Below are 17,846 nucleotides of genomic sequence, written 5' to 3' on the forward strand. Positions count from 1 at the left end.
TTCTACATTCAATGTTTTAAATTTAGTTATTTACTTCCACTTTATTATTTGCAAAATCTAATAAAGTTTTCCTAATATCCTCTTTACTCATCTGCTCAAATGCATCTATAAATTGTTGAATAGATTCAAAATCTTTTAAAACAGCTTTCCCTATATGAATCTTAGGAAACACTTGCTTTTTATGGATTTCATTGTCATTTAATAACTCTTCGTACATCTTCTCTCCAGGTCTTAGTCCACTATATTCAATCCCAATTTCATCAATAGAATAACCCGACAGCTGAATTAAATTCTTTGCCAAATCTGCAATTTTAACAGGTTCCCCCATATCCAATACAAATAGCTCTCCGCCTCTTGCCAAAGATCCTGCTTGAATCACAAGTCGTGATGCTTCTGGAATCGTCATAAAGTAACGGGTAATATCTGGGTGAGTAACTGTAATGGGTCCCCCACTCTGAATTTGTTTTTTAAACAACGGGATTACACTTCCACGACTACCTAATACATTTCCAAACCTAACAGCTACAAATCTTGTTTCACTTACCATAGCCATGTGCTGAACGATCATTTCCGCAACGCGTTTTGTTGCTCCCATTACATTTGTTGGGTTCACCGCTTTATCTGTTGAAACCATGACAAATGTATTTATTCCAAACGTATCTGCGGCTTCTGCAACATTTTTGGTACCAATTATATTATTCTTTACAGCTTCTTCAGGATTTCGCTCCATCAAGGGAACATGTTTATGTGCAGCTGCATGGTATACAACAAACGGTTTGTGTTTTTTCATTATTTCAAACATTTTATTTCGATCTTGTATATCTGCAATTTCTGTCACAAACTCTGCTTGCTCTTTATACTTTGTTCTTAACTCCATCTCGATATGATAAATGCTATTTTCTCCATGTCCTAAGAGAACCATTTTTGCTGGTTTATATTTTAAAATCTGACGACAAATTTCTGATCCAATAGAACCTCCAGCACCTGTTATTAACACTGTCCTATCCTTAATTTTCTCACCTATTCCCTTATCATCTAATTGAACAGGTTCTCTCCCTAATAAATCTTCCACTTGTACATCACGAAATTCATTTACAGACAGTTTTCCATCTAATAAATCTTCAAGCATTGGTACAATCTGCGTTTTCGCCTTCGTTTTTGTACATCTCTCAAAAATCTCATTTATTTGATTTCTATTTAACGAAGGAATTGCGATAATAATATGTTCTATATCATTATCTTCTACAATATCTTTAATATGATTTGTCGTACCAATAACTTGAACATTATAAATCTCTAACTTTTGCTTATTTCTGTCATCATCAACAAATGCAATTGGATATAATTCAGCATCCTTATTATGCTGCAACTGACGTACCACCATTGTTCCTGCTGAACCCGCACCAACAATCAATGTTCGTTTTTTGTCATTAGTTTTAGTAACATATGTATCATGAAACATACGCCATACAAAGCGAGAGCCACCAATTAATAATAAATGTAACATCCATGCAATCGCTAAAATTCGAACATAAATATCATGATTTATAATTTGTTGAACAATTGCCGTCACTAAAATAGATAAAGTAACTGCTTTAAATATTTGTTTTAATTCCCCGATACTTGCATATTCCCATGCCTTGTTATACAGCTTATAAATAGCAGCAAAAATATGATGGCTACACAATAGTGTAATCGAACTAATAATTACTGTCGTAGGAATTTTACTTAATACATTTGGATGTATAAACCAATAACTTAAATACACGGCAGTTAATACAATAAATGAATCTAATAAAATTAATAATGAGAGCCGTTTTGGATAACTCAATATACATGTTCCCTTCTTTATATAATTCCTATCTTATTGATAATAAAAAGACCATTCCCTTATGAATGTACCTCTTCCTTTTTTACAAGTTCTTTCATATACTTCATTAACTCTAAATTTAATTCTTCATTTTGTAGTGCCATCTCAATCGTCGTCTTAATAAATCCAAACTTCTCCCCAACATCGTAACGAGTGCCTTCAAAGTCATATGCAAATACTCGTTGAATTTCGTTTAAACGTTGAATCGCATCTGTCAACTGAATTTCTCCACCCGCACCTGTCTGCTGATCTTCAAGAAACGTAAAAATCTCTGGCGTTAATACGTAACGTCCCATAATTGCTAGATTTGATGGTGATGTCCCTTGAGCTGGCTTTTCCACAAATTGACGTACTTGATAACGGCGGTCGTTTTGTTCAACTGGATCGATAATACCGTAACGATGTGTTTCGTTTTCTGGCACTGTTTGTACACCGATAACTGACGATTGTGTTTCTTCGTATTGATCCATTAATTGACGTAAACATGGTGTTTCTGCTTGTACAATATCATCACCAAGTAATACCGCGAATGGTTCATTTCCAATAAATTTACGTGCACACCATACTGCGTGTCCAAGTCCTTTCGGCTCTTTTTGTCTTATGTAATGAATATTAATCTTTGACGAAGCTTGTACTTTTTCAAGTATTTCATGCTTTCCTTTTTCTAAAAGGCTTTGTTCTAATTCAAAGGAATGATCAAAATGATCTTCAATCGCACGTTTTCCTTTTCCAGTAACAATAATAATATCTTCAATTCCTGATTCTATCGCTTCTTCTACTATGTATTGAATTGTCGGCTTATCGACGATTGGTAACATTTCTTTCGGCATCGCTTTCGTTGCTGGTAAAAATCTCGTCCCAAGACCAGCTGCTGGGATAATTGCTTTTCTTACTTTTGTCAATTTCAGTCCCCCGTATCTATTTATTTATATGTAACAATAACAAAAACCCTACCTATAGAGTCATTCTTATAACTCCATAGGTAGAGTTTCTATTAGAAATAAATTATGGGCATCTAACCCACCCTCACGTCACACTCCCGACGACAAGCGTCTAAGGTAGGTTCGAAATAAAAATTTCTACCCACAGTACAACCGAGTGCCTCCGTTGATAACGGTTAGGAGACATCACCAGTCCTTTATTTAAAAAATACCGAACAATTTTTTACGACGAATTTGTTCTGGATCTTCTTTATAAATTGCTTTCCCGCTAATTATTAAATACGGATTTTCTTTTAAGTCGCTCATAACGTTCATTCCGAATTCTTTCTCAACTAATTCATAGCTTTCTGCTAAATGGAATCCTCTTGACGTTGTGTTATGTGCATCTGATGCGATCATATGAGTTAAATTATGTTCCACAAGCTGTAATGAAAACTTTTTAATTTTTTTACCAAACTTACCTAGTAAACTGCCTGCCGTTACTTGTGTTAATGCACCTTTATTGACAAGGTTATATAACTTATCTGGCCTCTCGATTAACTCGGCATTACGTTCGGGATGAACGATAATTGGAATCATTCCTTTTACACGTAGTTCATAAAATAGTTGTTCTGCATAACGAGGTACATGATTAGATGGAAATTCAATGAATATGTATTTGTTTGTTTCATTTAAAGTAACGATTTTACCAGCTTCATAGTCTTCTAATATGTCACCATATAACCTGACCTCTTGCCCTGGTAAAATGGTAAGTGGAATATTATGTTGTTGCAGTTCATCATTTAGTTGTTTTACTTGATGAAGAATTGAGGTACGTTCATTTATATATTTTCCATTTTGATGGTGTGGTGTTGCGACAATTGTATGAATACCTTCCTCTATTGCCTTTTGTGCCATCACTAAACTATCTGTTACTGTCTGTGCACCGTCATCGATACCAGGTAAAATGTGACAATGTAAATCTATCATTAGTTTCATCCTCCCTCTCTCATATAAATCTTTTTTCCCTTGAATATGAGACATCTCATATTCAAGGGAAAAAAGGAGATATGTTCTTCTCATATCTCACTCTTTCAATTAATTTGCACCGTAGTAATAATATAAGCTTTGTTCACGTTCACGATCATTCAGAACAACGCCTAACAGTTTACCTTTCGCTGATTCTAATAAACCTTTTGCTTTTACTGCTGCTTCTTTTTCTGTCGATTCACTACGAACGACAAGAATAGAAGCATCACATACATTCGCCATAATTTGCGCATCAGTTACAGCTAAAATTGGTGGTAAATCAAAAATGACCAAATCGTACATACTGTATGCTTGTGCAAGAAGTTCTTGCATTGATTTTGATCCTAACAATTCTGCTGGATTTGGTGGGATTGGACCACACGCTAAAAAGTGTAAATTATCTATAGCTGTCGTTTGTACACATTTTTCTAAACGTTCACTATGTGTTAATACGTTCGTTAATCCGAAAATATTATCGACTTGAAACATTTGATGCATCGCTGGTTTACGCATATCTGCATCAATTAATAATACTTTCTTTCCTTGCTGAGCAAACACGACTGACATATTCGCTGTTGTCGTTGTTTTCCCTTCACTTGGGTTCGCAGACGTTACCATTAATGAATGTAAATTCGTATCAACAGCTGCAAATTCGATATTCGTTCGAATATTACGATATTGTTCTGAAATTGGTGATTTCGGTTGTTGATGAGCAATTAATTGACGACGTTGACGATGATTCTTTTTCTTTTTAAATAAATTAAGAGCCAATTGTTTGTCCCCTCACTTTTCTTGATGATGGAGCGTGTGATTTCACGTTCATTGTTTCTTCATCCATACGAGCTACAATGCCTAACACCGGTAAACCAAGTAAGTTTTCCACATCTTCTTCTTTTTTCACTGTGTTATCTAAGTATTCTAGTAAGAATGCAAGACCAACTGCAGCCATTAAACCAACAACGAAGGCAATCACTACATTTAACATTGGACGTGGTTTAATCGGAGATTGATTTTCTGCAACTTCTGCCTTAGATAGTACTGTTACATTATCCACGTTCATAATTTTTGCAACTTCACCTTTAAATACATCTGCAGTTGCATTTGCGATATCGCGAGCTAGTTTCGGATTTTTATCCTCTGCTGTTACAGAAATGACTTGTGAATCTTTTTCATTCGCAACATTAATCTTCTTCGTTAGAGCTTGCGGCGTCATATTTAAGTTTAATTTTTCATTCACTTGATCTAAGATTACTGGACTTTTAATAATAACCTTATATGTATTCGTTAATTGAATATTCGTTTGAACTTCACCAGCTTGAATCATTGCCCCTTCTTGCTTCTTCTGATTAACAAGAATTTGCGTAGAAGACTGATAGATTGGTGTCATGAAGAAGAAGCTAATGATAGCACTTACTATAGCGGCACCAAAGGCGATTACGAGGATCATCGCTAAACGTTTTTTTAAAATATGAAATAACTCTTTCAAACTAATTGTTTCTTCCATAAGTTCCTCCAACTTTCTAAAATTTGCACATAAGAAAAATTATAACATATAAATCTTACATTTTTTATTTTGAATATTTTAGTTCTACATTTATTGACATCAAGCAAATATAATCTTACAAAATAATCTTAAATATGACAACACATTCCAACGAATTTCCAAAATTTCTATTATATCATCTTTTTCATATAATACAATAAGAAATTTTATAAAAATTCAAAAAAAGCTGATAAAAATATTTATCAGCTTTCACATTTACTATTCTATACATTATTTTCTAATAATATCCATATTGTTCTTTTTCTTCTCTTTTATCGTTTAAGACGACACCAAGTAATTTACCGGACGCTTTGTCTAATATTTGCTTCGCTTTTACAATTTTATCTTTTTCTGTTTTTTCACTGCGTACGACAAGTACGATTCCATCGCATTTGTTCGCTAGTATTTGTGCATCGGTAACCGCAAGAACCGGTGGTGTGTCGATTAGAATAATATCAAACATGTTATATGCTTCTAGTAATGTCTCGTCCATTATCCGGCTACCTAATAGTTCAGCTGGGTTTGGCGGGATTGGACCTGCCGCCATTAAGTATACATTCTCTATATCTGTTTTTTGAATACATTGCATCATTTTCACTTGTCCTGATAATAGGTTCGTTAATCCATTTGAATTGTGAATGGCAAATAAGTTTTGAATTGTTGGCTTACGTAAGTCAGCTCCGATTAATAAGACTTTCTTTCCTTGTTGGCCGAAAACAACTGCCAAGTTTGCGATTGTCGTTGTTTTTCCGTCACCTGGATCTGCCGAGGTAACAATAATAGAACGAACATGATTATCTACAGATGTAAATTCAATATTTGTACGAATGTTACGGTATTGCTCTGCAACACGTGATTTAGGCTCTTTATGTGTGATTAATTGTCGTAATGGTTTTCTTTTCTTTCTTCCGAACATATTCATAGTCTCCTTTTGTGAAATGCGACATTTCTCCTTTTTCTCTCTCTATGCTCGATTTCATACATCTAATTAATATTTTATATTGCTGATTTCCCTACATCTCATCATAATCACTAACATTCTACTTTGTCTTATATAAACGCCTTAACAATATGACAATGACTTTCCTTCTTTTCTATTCTTATCATTTATCCTATTTTTCAAATAAACAATAAAGTAATTATATGGTAATTATTTTCTATACACAAGTAATCTTCTGACTAGTTTGTATTTTAACAATTACACCAATATATATTGGAAATAAAAAAATCTCCTTGTATTTTCACAAGAAGATTTTTTTATTTCTGTTATTCTTTTTTATCACCAATCGCAAATGTAATTTCAGCTTCACATGCAACTTCACCATCTACTGTTGCGATTGCTTTTCCTTTACCGATCGGACCACGTACACGTGTCATTTCTACTTCTAGGCGAAGTTGATCACCTGGACGTACTTGTTTTTTAAAGCGGCAATTGTCGATACCCGCGAAGAAAGCAAGTCTTCCGCGGTTTTCTTCTTTCTTTAATACGGCAACTGCTCCAACTTGTGCTAATGCTTCTACAATAAGTACACCGGGCATAACTGCATAGTCAGGAAAGTGCCCGTTAAAGAATTCTTCGTTTGCGGATACATTTTTAATTCCAACCGCTCTTTTACCTTCATCTACTTCTAATATTTTATCAACAAGTAAAAATGGATAGCGGTGAGGAATGATTTCTTTAATTTGTTCTATATTTAGCATATAACAATCGCCCCTTTTGTAATATTGGTCTTACCACTTGGACATATTGTTTATTATCCCATTTTGTTTATTGTTTGTCATTATAAAGTGAAACTTTAATATCTTTTCAGCTTTATATATAAAAAAATGCACACACTCTATTCTCTTAAAATAGCTGCATATTCCAGCAACTGACACGGAGGTAGAAAAGAGTGTATGCCCAAATTAGGGAAAGGCAATATGTACTGAAACATGATTTGCCTTAATGTCGTATTCGACTCATTATATTATAAACGTTTTCAAATAAGGAAATATTAAATTTAACCATATATATGAATATTTTACCTATTTCCTTCGTTTTTCTTTATTTTTCTTCTATTTTCTCAATAAATCAAAATAAAATAAAAAAAATGAAAGAATAAAAAAAACAAAAAAAGAACTTCGGTTAACACCTTAGTTCTTCTCATTTTTCCTACTATTTGCGAGCTAATAATAAGTGGGGGATACCCCCACTTATTAAAGTTTCACTTTATCGTAAAGCACGCTTTGGTAATTTATCGATATTCTCTAACATAATACCTGTACCAACCGCAACACATTGCATTGGGTTTTCAGCAATTAATACTGGTACTTTTAGTTCTTCTGCTAGAAGCATGTCGATACCGTGTAGTAAAGCTCCACCGCCTGTTAGAATAACACCGCGGTCGATAATGTCCGCAGATAGTTCTGGTGGCGTGCGCTCTAGTACGCCTTTTGCAGCTTGTACAATGATAGCCGCGTCTTCTTTTAGTGCTTCTGTAATTTCTTCAGAGCATACTGTAATTGTACGTGGTAAGCCCGTTACCATGTCACGTCCGCGAATTTCAAGCTCTTCGCTACGTGCACCTGGGAATACTGTACCAACTTTAATTTTAATATTTTCTGAAGTACGTTCTCCAATTAATAGCTTATACTTACGTTTAACGTAGTTTAAGATCTCCATATCAAACTTATCGCCAGCCATTTTGATAGAGGAAGAGGTAACAATATCACCCATAGATAGTACAGCGATATCTGTTGTACCTCCACCAATATCAACAACCATGTTACCGCTTGGTTGGAAGATTTCCATACCAGCACCAACTGCGGCTACTTTTGGTTCTTCTTCTAAAAATACTGTTTTACCACCTGAACGTTCAGCAGCCTCACGAATTGCTTTTTGTTCTACAGATGTGATATTTGTTGGACAGCAAATTAAAATGCGAGGTTTTGAAAAGAAGCTCTTCACGTCCAATTTGTTAATGAAATACTTTAACATTGCTTCTGTAATTTCGAAATCTGCGATTACACCATCTTTAAGCGGACGAATTGCTACAATATTACCAGGTGTACGTCCCACCATACTTCTTGCTTCTTCACCTACTGCTAATACTTTACCTGTGTTACGATCAATTGCCACAACAGATGGCTCATTTAATACAATACCTTTGCCTTTAACATGAATTAATACATTAGCCGTACCTAGGTCAATTCCGATATCTCGCGCAAACATTCCCGTCATTTCCTCCTCGATATTCAAAATCAGGTTACACCCGAATTCTTTTACACCTAATTTCTGATTTTATCATAAATTTAACAGAAACGTAATATTCGCAAAAAGAATTCTTCTGAAAAATATTACCGAATTGAAACGGAATGTTTGCGATCGCATATTTATTGACGGACCGGCTTTTCTACATCTTCTTTTCTATACTTTTGTTTTGTTGCTTCTCCGCCTCTTAAATGACGAATAGACTTATGATAATCAAGAATTTCTTTCACTTCATTTGCGAGCTCTGGATTAATTTCTGGTAGACGTTCCGTTAAATCTTTATGGACTGTACTCTTTGATACCCCAAATTCCTTTGCAATGACACGCACTGTCTTTCTTGTCTCCACGATATACTTACCAATCTTGATAGTTCTCTCTTTGATGTAATCGTGCACACCACTCGCCTCCCTAAATTGGATGTGAGAAGTGTGAAATGAGCCTCGCTGCATACGACTAAGAAGTAAGTGTGAGTGCTGTTTGTAAGCGTTAAACATTCTTGGATTTATAATGAAATGATTCACGATTTCTCACCTCAAACACTCTCTTTGCTTTGGTTTATACCATTGTATTGCCCGCACTACTGATATATGCTACATGTTCACTATTTTTGCGGACTAAGTTAAGAAAAATTACGTTTTTTTGTGAGAAATACGTTAACAGTGACTATTTTGGCGAAAAAAATGACACCTTGTATATAAGGTGTCATTCTTCTCGTTCCAACTCTTCTTCTAACAATTGATGGTGGGGAACCTCTTTCTTACCGGCAATATAATAATATAAAGTGAATAAAACAAACAATAAAATAATAGCAGTCGACAGAACAAATAAAAATGACACAGTATCCCCTCCTGTTTGTAATATATATTCGAGAATCTCGTCATATTTCCTTGTTATTGCAACTTTTTTCTCGAAATTGAGTATTTTTATATAAAGTGAAACTTTAATCAGTGGGCGCCATTTCCCACTGATTCTTAGCCTTCACCAATCGGGCTTTTACGGGCAGTTGACCCCAGGCCTAACTTCTTAGCTTTCACTGAATTTTGAAGTAGGGGTCTTACTGCCCGTTAATGCGGGGTAAAAGTAAAAAAATCAGCTCTCTAGTGAGAACTGATTTTTTCACTTTCTTATTCTTGTGAAGAAGAACTGCTAGATGATTCTGTAGAACCATTTGTTGATTTTTCTTCTTTCTTCGGTTCTTCTTTTTTGTCACTAGTCGAACCGCTTGTTGATTTTTCTTCTTTCTTCGGCTCTTCTTTTTTGTCACTAGTCGAACCGCTTGTTGATTTTTCTTCTTTTTGAGACTTATCTTCTGTTTTACTTTCTGGTTTCGTGCTTGTTGACTTCTCTTCTTTTTGAGATTTTTCATCAGCCTTTTTACCAGAAGCATTCGTTGCTTTTGCAGCACCCGCATCAGCTTTAATTTCTGCTACTGATTTATTTAAGTAGCGCTCAGGGTTCACAGCCACGTTGTCTTTACGTACTTCAAAGTGAACGTGAGAACCTGCTTCTTTATTCATTGCACTTAGACCGGATTTTCCTAATACTTCACCTTGTGCAACTCGTGCACCTTTTTCTACTTTCACACTGCCTAAGCTTTGATAAGAAACTGCTACACCATTTCCGCTATCAACTGTTACAACATAACCAAGAAGTGAATCTTTTTCAGCTTTCGTTACTGTACCACTTAAAGCAGCAGCTACATCGAATTCTTTTCCATTCTTCGCAGCAATGTCGATTCCTTTATTTGGGGAATATGTGTTGTTATAAAAGACAAGTGCTTTTTCTTGTTCCGCCTCAGTTGCTGCATCTTCATAGAATTTCTTCTGTACGACTACTTCCGCATTAGCGGCAGCTGGCATTTTCACTACTTCTGAAGATTTCGTTACTGGTACTGCTGGATCTTCCGATTGTGTATACGGTGTTGCTTGATCTTGGTTCGGAGTCTTCTTCGGATTAGCTCCTTGGAACCATAGCGCAACCATTAAAATTACCGCTGCACAAGCAATGTATAGTGCCGGAAACACCCATCTTTTTTGAAATAAATGTACTACCTTTTGCGACTTTTTATTATTTCTTCCTCGCATTCCATCATCACCTCAGCAATCATTTTGAACAATATTCACGTATCCTATACAACCTATAACTAATTACTTTTCGACAAAATCTGTAAAAATATGTATAAGAATTGTAAAATTTCCGAGGAAATGATAGAAAAAATAAAAAACTGAGCACTTTCGGCTCAGTTTTCAGTCCATTTGTTTCTTTCTATACACGAAGAGTGTAATAACAAGTACCGCAACTAACCAAATTATTATGTTCAATAAATTACTAGTAATTGCACTAAAACCCGCTCCCTTTATAACACTGCTAACTGCCACACCGATATGACGAGTTGGTAAATAATCGATTATTTTTGTAACGACTTCATTCTTCACAAACATTCCAATTAAATCACCGAAAAGAAATATCATTAATATTGGCAATCCAATTGTTGATGTTTGTGGTACATTTTGAGCTAATAATCCAATACAAGTACCAATAAGGTTAAATATTAGCATTCCGAGAACAAAGATAAGTAATAATAATGCAAAATTACCTTCTAATTTACCTAAAATAAGTAGATTAATAAAACAGATTGCAACTGTAATCAGACCTGTTAATGAACTTTTACCAATTAATACTTCAATTGATGATGCTGGTGATAGCATAAGAACACGAAGCGTATTTTTTTCCTTTTCTTCGGCAATGAGCATTGCCTGTACAAAACCTCCGACCATAACTAACGTCATCGCAGTTAATGAATTCGCTCCAATTTCTCTCATATTATCTGAGCGACTAAATAATACCGAAAAGACAAGTGGCATTAACAACATAATTAAAGTTTGTGAATTCGTTTTAAAATCTTGTAACTCTTTCCGAAAAATAGCTGAAAATCGTCTCATTGAAAATGTCATTATAATCCCCTCCCAGTAACTTCAATAAAGATATCGCCTAACGTCGGCTCATAAGAATGAATGGATAATAGTTCTCCTTTTTTCATCCACTCTGAAATACGTTTTGCACCTAATTCATCTTTTTGTACCGTTTCTTTCTTCTTATCCTTTAACACGACTTGTATTTGATCTTTCGCGTATTGTAAGCGAAGGTTCTCCGGTGTATCAAGCGCTACAATTTCTCCGCCACACAGAAAGGCAATGCGGTTACAAAGCGTTTCTGCTTCATCCATGTTGTGCGTTGTTAAGAAAATCGTCGTTCCTTCTTTATTTAAGTCTTTTAAGATTTTATGAATGTTTTGTACGTTAACTGGATCGAGTGCAGATGTTGGTTCATCTAAGAAGAGAATATCTGGTTTATGAAGGATTGCTCTAGCTAGTGTAACGCGCTGCTTCATTCCTTTTGATAGTTTCTTTACTGATGTTTTTTTATCATCTAATAGATTCACTTGCGCTAGTACTTCATCGATTCGTTCTTTTTTACAATCGTATAAGTCACAAAATAATAGTAAGTTATCATAAATGCTAAGTCTTTCATATAAACCGCTGTTGTCTGTTAAAATACCAATTCGTTTATAATCGATGCTGCTTGGTCCGGTAATATCTTTACCTAGTACCCTCACTGTTCCAACGCTATGCAGCAATTGAGAAGTTAAAATCTTTACTGTTGTTGTTTTTCCAGATCCACTCGGCCCGAGGAATCCAAAAATTTCTCCTTGCTTCACTTCAATATTTACATTTCGAAGTGCCGTTTTTTCGTTGAAACTTTTCATTACATCTTTCATTTCAATTGCCAATGTCATCCCGTCATCCCCTTTGTTTTTCTTTTTATAGATGAAAGTCGCTTTAGCGCTTTTCGTTTGTTTGTTTCGCTTTTCTTGACTCAATCATATGAAAAACAAAAGGGTTACGCAGTAAAATACCGGTAAAAGGAGTATTTTTACCGGTGAATGAATCGTATTTTAAGCTTACTGGAGCAAATTTTATAGCCCAATCACACCTTTTAATTCATCCATTCGTCCTTTTGAAAGCGGGATTGAACTTTTTCTTTCGTCATCCAAAATTAAACTAAAGCTATTACGAGTCCACGTAATGACTTCTCGTACTCTTTGTAAATTCACAAGGTACGAGCGATGACATCTAAAGAACCCGAACCCTGTTAATCTCGCTTCTAGTTCACTTAATGTTAATGCACATACGAAATCACCTTCGCGCACATGGATATGTGTCACTCCGTTTTGCGTTTCAATAAAATGAATTTCCATCGGATCAAGTAAAATGATTTTATCGTTCACTTTCGCTGGAATTCTTTCAAGTTTCATTTGCGGAATCATTTGAACAACCTTTTCTTCATCCACCTCTTCAATTTCTTCTTGTTCGATTTCTATTTTCTTCACACCATCATTGTTTAATATGTATACATCTTCTGTTAACGAAAGGGCGTCCGATAGAAAGGATGACGTTATAAAAATCGCCTTTCCTTTCTCCTTCATTGCCATAATCGCTTTTCGAATAATAATCGTGCTCTCTGTATCTACATTTTGCTCTGGCTCTTCTAGAATAACTAAATCCGGATTATGAACCATAACTCGCCCGATATGAAGACGGCGTTTCTCTGAAAATGATAGTTTTTCTATTTTAACGTTTAACTTATCTAAAAGGCCGACATATTGTACAACTTCTTCCGTACTCATATTCGATTCATAAAGACCTATTAAAAACTTAAAGTATTCCTTCACCTTCAAACGATCATATGCTTCATCTTTCAAAAAACAAAAACCGATGCGGGAATAATTTTTCTTTCCAATCGATTCTCCCTCAAATAGCACGTTGCCAGTTGAAGCTTCTTCCTCACCAATAATGATGCGGTGCAATACTTTAGCTGTATGGTTATTACATTGCAAAACAACGCATTGTCCCTTCTCAACCTTCAGTTCAACTGCCGGTAACTGGTTCGTCTTCCCTAATTGTCTCAACTCCAATAACGCCATTCTGTCTCCCCCAAATACTTTTTATCCTATTATACCAAACAATTAATGGAAGATTTAGATATTTTATGAAGTATCATAAAATATCTAAATGAAAGGATAGCCTTCTTCTCTAGTTTTGCTCTACATACGTCTTGAGCTGATCACGCAGCGCTCTCTTTAAGAATTTCCCTACAGATGTTTTCGGAAATTCTGCTTTTAGTAAAGCATACAGATCTTCTCTTTCTACTGCTTGTCCCTCTTTTAGTACAACGCAAGTAAACGGGACGTTTTTCATGCAGCACCGCCACAACAGATGCTTCTAACACTTTATCATGTGACATTAAAGCATTTTCTAAATCTACGGAAGAAATCCATTCGCCTCCACTTTTAATTAAATCTTTCGTACGATCAGCAATCTTAATACATCCTTCCGAATCAACCGTGACAATGTCTCCTGTATAGAGCCAACCGTCTTTCATTGATTCTTCTGTACGTTCATCCTTATAATAGCTTCCAGCGATCCATGGGCCCCTTAAACAGAGTTCTGTCATCGATGAACATTGACGATTTTTTAATATATCAACGATTCGACAAGGAACCTATCTACTAACAAAAGAAAACCGTCCCAATATACCTCTTGGAACGGCCTCTTTTCCCCCTACTTCTTCACCATCAACTTTCCTTCATAATCATTCATCGATTTTATTTCGACACCCTTATAATAATGAGCAACGATATCTGTATATTTCTTACCTTCCGCCGCCATGCCATTTGCTCCGTATTGGCTCATGCCAACGCCGTGACCGAATCCCTTCGTTGTAACGACGATTTTATCCCCTTCTTGTTTCCATGTGAAGTCAGAAGAGCGTAAATCTAACTTTTCACGAACTTGCTTTCCTGTTAATGTTTTCCCTTGAAATGCTACATCTTTTACTCGCTTTCCTTCCGTAAGATCTTTAATATTTCCAACCTTCCCGTCTGCCAACACCTTCACACCGAGACGTTTTTGAAAGTCAGCTACTGTAAAGGTTTGCTCGCTCGTAAATTTTGGAGAGGCTTGATCCCACGGACTATCTACGCTCTTTAAGTACGGATAATCATTTCCCCAATAATCAGCTGCATTTTCTGTCCGGCCATTACTCGTTGAGAAGAAGGATGCTGAGATTGGTTTTCCATCATACGTTAAAACTTGTCCTGCGGTTTTCGAAACAGCTTCTTCGATTTTCTTCAAATTATTTTCGTAGTTATTACCCCATTGTTTCTTCAATTCTTCTTTACTTTTGTACACTTGATCTTTCACCGTATCTGTCACGTCCGCATTGTTTTTCTTTCCTCCGCTTAGCATACGCTGTACCACAAATGTTCTCGCTGCTAATGCCTGCGCCTTTAGCGCCTCTATTTCAAAACTGGCATTCATCTCAGAAGCTACTACACCGGTCACATACTCCTCCATAGGTAATGTATCTACCTTTTTCTGTTTCTCACGATATACAGCAACTTGAACCGCTGTATCCACTTTCCCTGGAGCTGGTATACTTTCTATCGCTGGAGGAGTTTTAGAAGCTGCTTCTTCCCCTACTTTTGCTTTCGCAAACGGAATAACAAGAGCAGCAGGTACAATGATAACGAGCGCTATGAGAAGCGCTACTGTGATAAAAAGTGGCTTTGAAAATTTCATCTTATTTCCCCCAATATCCAAAAGCTTTACTCCATTCATTCTTATGGAACAACTCTTCCTTTTAGAACATACTTAAGGGGGAAGCAGCTAAAACGGAAATTTTCTAAATATTTTTACTGGTACGTGCATAAGTATAGAATTTATTGACTATAACAGTAATAACCCAAAAAAATAGTCCCTACGTCAAAAGACGTAGAGACTATTTCAATTAAGCGTGAAGATCAGAAACTTCTTGTTCTTTCACTTCTTCTACTTTTTCGTTTACACGTTCAATAGTTGCACCTAATGCAGCTAATTTCTTATGGAAATCTACATAACCACGGTCAAGATGCTTTAACTCAGTTACACGAGTGTAACCTTCAGATACTAAACCAGCTAAGATTAATGCAGCAGCAGCACGTAAGTCAGTTGCGCCTACTTCAGCACCTTGTAAGCTGTTTGGACCGTTCATAATAACAGAACGACCTTCGATTTTAATATCAGCATTCATACGACGGAATTCTTCAACGTGCATAAAGCGGTTTTCGAATACCGTTTCTGTAATCATACTTGTTCCATCAGCTTGTAGTAATAATGCCATCATTTGTGATTGCATGTCTGTTGGGAAACCTGGGTGAGGCATAGTTTTAATATCAACCGCTTTTAACTTATCTGGGCCGATAACACGTACACCTTCATTTTCCTCAATAACTTTAACACCCATTTCTTCCATTTTCGCTGTAATTGAGCGTAAATGTTCAGGTACAGCATTTTCAATTAAGATGTCTCCACCAGTAATTGCCGCTGCCACCATGAATGTTCCCGCTTCAATACGGTCAGGAATAATAGAGTGGTTTCCACCATATAATTTATCAACGCCTTCGATACGAATCGTTCCAGTTCCAGCTCCGCGTACTTTCGCTCCCATCGCATTTAAGAAGTTAGCTAAGTCAACAATTTCTGGTTCTTTCGCTGCGTTTTCAAGGATTGTTGTCCCTTTTGCTAATGTAGCTGCAGACATAATGTTTTCTGTCGCGCCCACGCTTGGGAAGTCTAAATAAATTTTAGCTCCTTTTAGTTCTCCCTCAACGTATGCCTCAACAAAACCATTACCAACCTGTACTTTTGCTCCCATTGCTTCGAAGCCTTTTAAATGTTGGTCAATTGGACGTGAACCAATTGCACATCCACCAGGTAGTGCAATACGAGCACGGCCGTTACGTGCAAGTAATGGTCCCATTACTTGAACAGATGCACGCATTTTACGTACATATTCAAATGGTGCTTCAATGTTTAGTTCTTTAGAAGCATCGATTGTTACTTGGTTATTTTCAAATACGACTTCAGCATTTAAATGACGTAATACCTCATTAATTGTGTATACATCAGACAAAACTGGTACTTCAGATAGTACATTCTTTCCATCACTCGCTAATAGGGCTGCAGCGATTATAGGTAATACAGCATTTTTTGCGCCCTCAACACGCACTGTGCCGTTTAACCGCTTTCCGCCACGGACGATGATCTTTTCCAAATTATTCCCCTCCGTGTCCTTTTTTCAGTATCTATTCACTCAATACTCAGAAGTTATGATCGGTGTGCCAACCACAATTGTATCTTTGTTGTCTGTAGAACGTATTGCTATTTGCACATTTATTTTCTCTCTATTTGTTGAAAGAGCGTCATCCCACTTTTTATTGTATGCGGAGACTGACACAAATGCTCTTTCTTCTATCTGTTCGATCGCTCTTGCTGAAAGATCTTTCAAAAACTGATTGGTTTTATTTTGCAAAACACCTTCAATCTTATCATTCAGTACACCTTGAACACAAGTGTAAATTATAGGTTTTTCACTAAAAATTTTATTTGTTTTCTGAATGTACTTCGGGTCCCATTTCGCCCCGCTTACTTCAAAAATAATGAAAGTGTTTTCTTTAGTATTTTCCTTACTCCATGTTACTACTACTCGTTCTTCATAAGAAGAAAACTTTTTATAGGATGTAGCTTTATATCCATCTGGAGATTGCTCTAATTCCCACTTTTGAATATTCGCCTTGTCCTTCACATCGTTTAACAACCTTTGAAACGTATGTATATTAGAAATTGTTTTTGTTTCTCGCGCTAACCATGACCACTTCTCTACTTTAGCATCATTTTTCTCTAAAGTTGCAATCATGCTCTCCATTTTCTGTTCATCGCTGATCGGTTTCATCTCTCTATATCCAACCAAAAATAAAACAACACTTATCATAACAATAAGAATGGCTTTAAGCTTCAATTTCATCCCCTCCTACCCCCATTGTTAACGGAGATATGAGGTTCTATACACTTACTTTACTAAATACGTTAAACTCTTTGAATAGCCTAAATAATCAAGGAAAAAGTTACTTACAGATGTCCCAATTGCAATTGTAATTAGGATGAGTAACACTCGCGTCTGCATCACTTTTCCAGACTTCATTAAACGCTCAATGTGAACACCTTGTAAGGCCCACCACGTAATGGTAATAAACAATAAATGCGAAACAATGGCAATCAGTGCTTGTTGCCCTAAAAGATGTGCCAAAAAATCGACCCCTTTTTACCCAGCTACTACTTACGAAATACTATAAAA

18 protein-coding genes and 1 pseudogene are annotated in these 17,846 nt (G+C 36.0%); all 19 read right to left on the reverse strand.

The genetic code is table 11. The features are described from left to right. Positions 1–22: 22 nt before the first annotated feature. The 19 genes and pseudogenes from ACU8YW_RS26100 to ACU8YW_RS26190 all read right to left on the reverse strand — a co-directional run bounded on the left by ACU8YW_RS26100 (position 23) and on the right by ACU8YW_RS26190 (position 17,798). Positions 23–1,831, reverse strand: coding sequence for a polysaccharide biosynthesis protein (locus tag ACU8YW_RS26100; RefSeq protein WP_426934151.1), 1,809 nt, complete (start codon positions 1,829–1,831; stop codon positions 23–25). A gap of 59 nt (positions 1,832–1,890) precedes the next feature. Then, on the reverse strand, positions 1,891–2,772 hold the full coding sequence (gene bpsC / locus ACU8YW_RS26105; protein WP_426934150.1) for a UTP--glucose-1-phosphate uridylyltransferase BpsC: 882 nt from the start codon (positions 2,770–2,772) through the stop codon (positions 1,891–1,893). Between the two features lie 240 nt (positions 2,773–3,012). Further along, the gene (locus ACU8YW_RS26110) at positions 3,013–3,780 is read right to left on the reverse strand and encodes a tyrosine-protein phosphatase (RefSeq protein ID WP_098962323.1); all 768 of its coding nucleotides are present in this window, start codon (positions 3,778–3,780) and stop codon (positions 3,013–3,015) included. A 108-nt stretch (positions 3,781–3,888) separates the two neighbouring features. After that, the gene (locus tag ACU8YW_RS26115; protein ID WP_426934149.1) at positions 3,889–4,590 is read right to left on the reverse strand and encodes a CpsD/CapB family tyrosine-protein kinase; all 702 of its coding nucleotides are present in this window, start codon (positions 4,588–4,590) and stop codon (positions 3,889–3,891) included. Next, positions 4,580–5,323, reverse strand: coding sequence for a YveK family protein (locus ACU8YW_RS26120; RefSeq protein ID WP_426934148.1), 744 nt, complete (start codon positions 5,321–5,323; stop codon positions 4,580–4,582). Before ACU8YW_RS26120 ends, ACU8YW_RS26115 begins: the two co-directional genes overlap by 11 nt. Before the next feature lie 277 nt (positions 5,324–5,600). Continuing rightward, the gene (locus ACU8YW_RS26125; protein ID WP_426934147.1) at positions 5,601–6,278 is read right to left on the reverse strand and encodes a CpsD/CapB family tyrosine-protein kinase; all 678 of its coding nucleotides are present in this window, start codon (positions 6,276–6,278) and stop codon (positions 5,601–5,603) included. A 350-nt stretch (positions 6,279–6,628) separates the two neighbouring features. Then, positions 6,629–7,063, reverse strand: coding sequence for a 3-hydroxyacyl-ACP dehydratase FabZ (gene fabZ, locus ACU8YW_RS26130; RefSeq protein ID WP_000931959.1), 435 nt, complete (start codon positions 7,061–7,063; stop codon positions 6,629–6,631). 508 nt (positions 7,064–7,571) lie between these two features. Then, complete coding sequence (locus ACU8YW_RS26135) at positions 7,572–8,573, reverse strand: rod shape-determining protein (protein WP_000457990.1); 1,002 nt, start codon at positions 8,571–8,573, stop codon at positions 7,572–7,574. Positions 8,574–8,734: 161 nt separating this feature from the next. Continuing rightward, positions 8,735–9,007 (reverse strand): sporulation transcriptional regulator SpoIIID, encoded by a 273-nt coding sequence (gene spoIIID, locus ACU8YW_RS26140; RefSeq protein ID WP_000544012.1) that lies wholly within the window; start codon positions 9,005–9,007, stop codon positions 8,735–8,737. Between the two features lie 307 nt (positions 9,008–9,314). Next, positions 9,315–9,449 (reverse strand): hypothetical protein, encoded by a 135-nt coding sequence (locus ACU8YW_RS26145; RefSeq protein ID WP_000008903.1) that lies wholly within the window; start codon positions 9,447–9,449, stop codon positions 9,315–9,317. A gap of 287 nt (positions 9,450–9,736) precedes the next feature. Next, on the reverse strand, positions 9,737–10,696 hold the full coding sequence (spoIIQ, locus tag ACU8YW_RS26150) for a stage II sporulation protein SpoIIQ (protein WP_426934146.1): 960 nt from the start codon (positions 10,694–10,696) through the stop codon (positions 9,737–9,739). 162 nt (positions 10,697–10,858) lie between these two features. Then, positions 10,859–11,566, reverse strand: a complete 708-nt coding sequence (locus ACU8YW_RS26155) for an ABC transporter permease (protein ID WP_088123779.1) — start codon at positions 11,564–11,566, stop codon at positions 10,859–10,861. Continuing rightward, positions 11,566–12,408, reverse strand: a complete 843-nt coding sequence (locus tag ACU8YW_RS26160; protein ID WP_098857506.1) for an ABC transporter ATP-binding protein — start codon at positions 12,406–12,408, stop codon at positions 11,566–11,568. Before ACU8YW_RS26160 ends, ACU8YW_RS26155 begins: the two co-directional genes overlap by 1 nt. A 180-nt stretch (positions 12,409–12,588) precedes the next feature. Then, on the reverse strand, positions 12,589–13,596 hold the full coding sequence (locus ACU8YW_RS26165; protein WP_088064858.1) for a LytTR family transcriptional regulator DNA-binding domain-containing protein: 1,008 nt from the start codon (positions 13,594–13,596) through the stop codon (positions 12,589–12,591). A 109-nt stretch (positions 13,597–13,705) separates the two neighbouring features. Further along, positions 13,706–14,126 (reverse strand): annotated as a pseudogene (locus tag ACU8YW_RS26170) (AMP-binding enzyme); the annotation flags it as partial. A gap of 107 nt (positions 14,127–14,233) precedes the next feature. Further along, on the reverse strand, positions 14,234–15,253 hold the full coding sequence (spoIID, locus tag ACU8YW_RS26175; protein ID WP_088064859.1) for a stage II sporulation protein D: 1,020 nt from the start codon (positions 15,251–15,253) through the stop codon (positions 14,234–14,236). A 208-nt stretch (positions 15,254–15,461) separates the two neighbouring features. Continuing rightward, positions 15,462–16,766: a UDP-N-acetylglucosamine 1-carboxyvinyltransferase gene (gene murA / locus ACU8YW_RS26180; protein ID WP_000411269.1), complete on the reverse strand. Its 1,305-nt coding sequence runs from the start codon at positions 16,764–16,766 to the stop codon at positions 15,462–15,464. 39 nt (positions 16,767–16,805) lie between these two features. Beyond that, positions 16,806–17,510 carry a YwmB family TATA-box binding protein gene (locus ACU8YW_RS26185; protein WP_371399543.1) on the reverse strand — a complete coding sequence of 235 codons (705 nt, stop codon included), beginning with the start codon at positions 17,508–17,510 and terminating at the stop codon, positions 16,806–16,808. Between the two features lie 51 nt (positions 17,511–17,561). Next, positions 17,562–17,798 carry a DUF1146 family protein gene (locus tag ACU8YW_RS26190; protein WP_000940744.1) on the reverse strand — a complete coding sequence of 79 codons (237 nt, stop codon included), beginning with the start codon at positions 17,796–17,798 and terminating at the stop codon, positions 17,562–17,564. Positions 17,799–17,846: the final 48 nt, after the last annotated feature.

This window comes from Bacillus pretiosus (assembly GCF_052947655.1).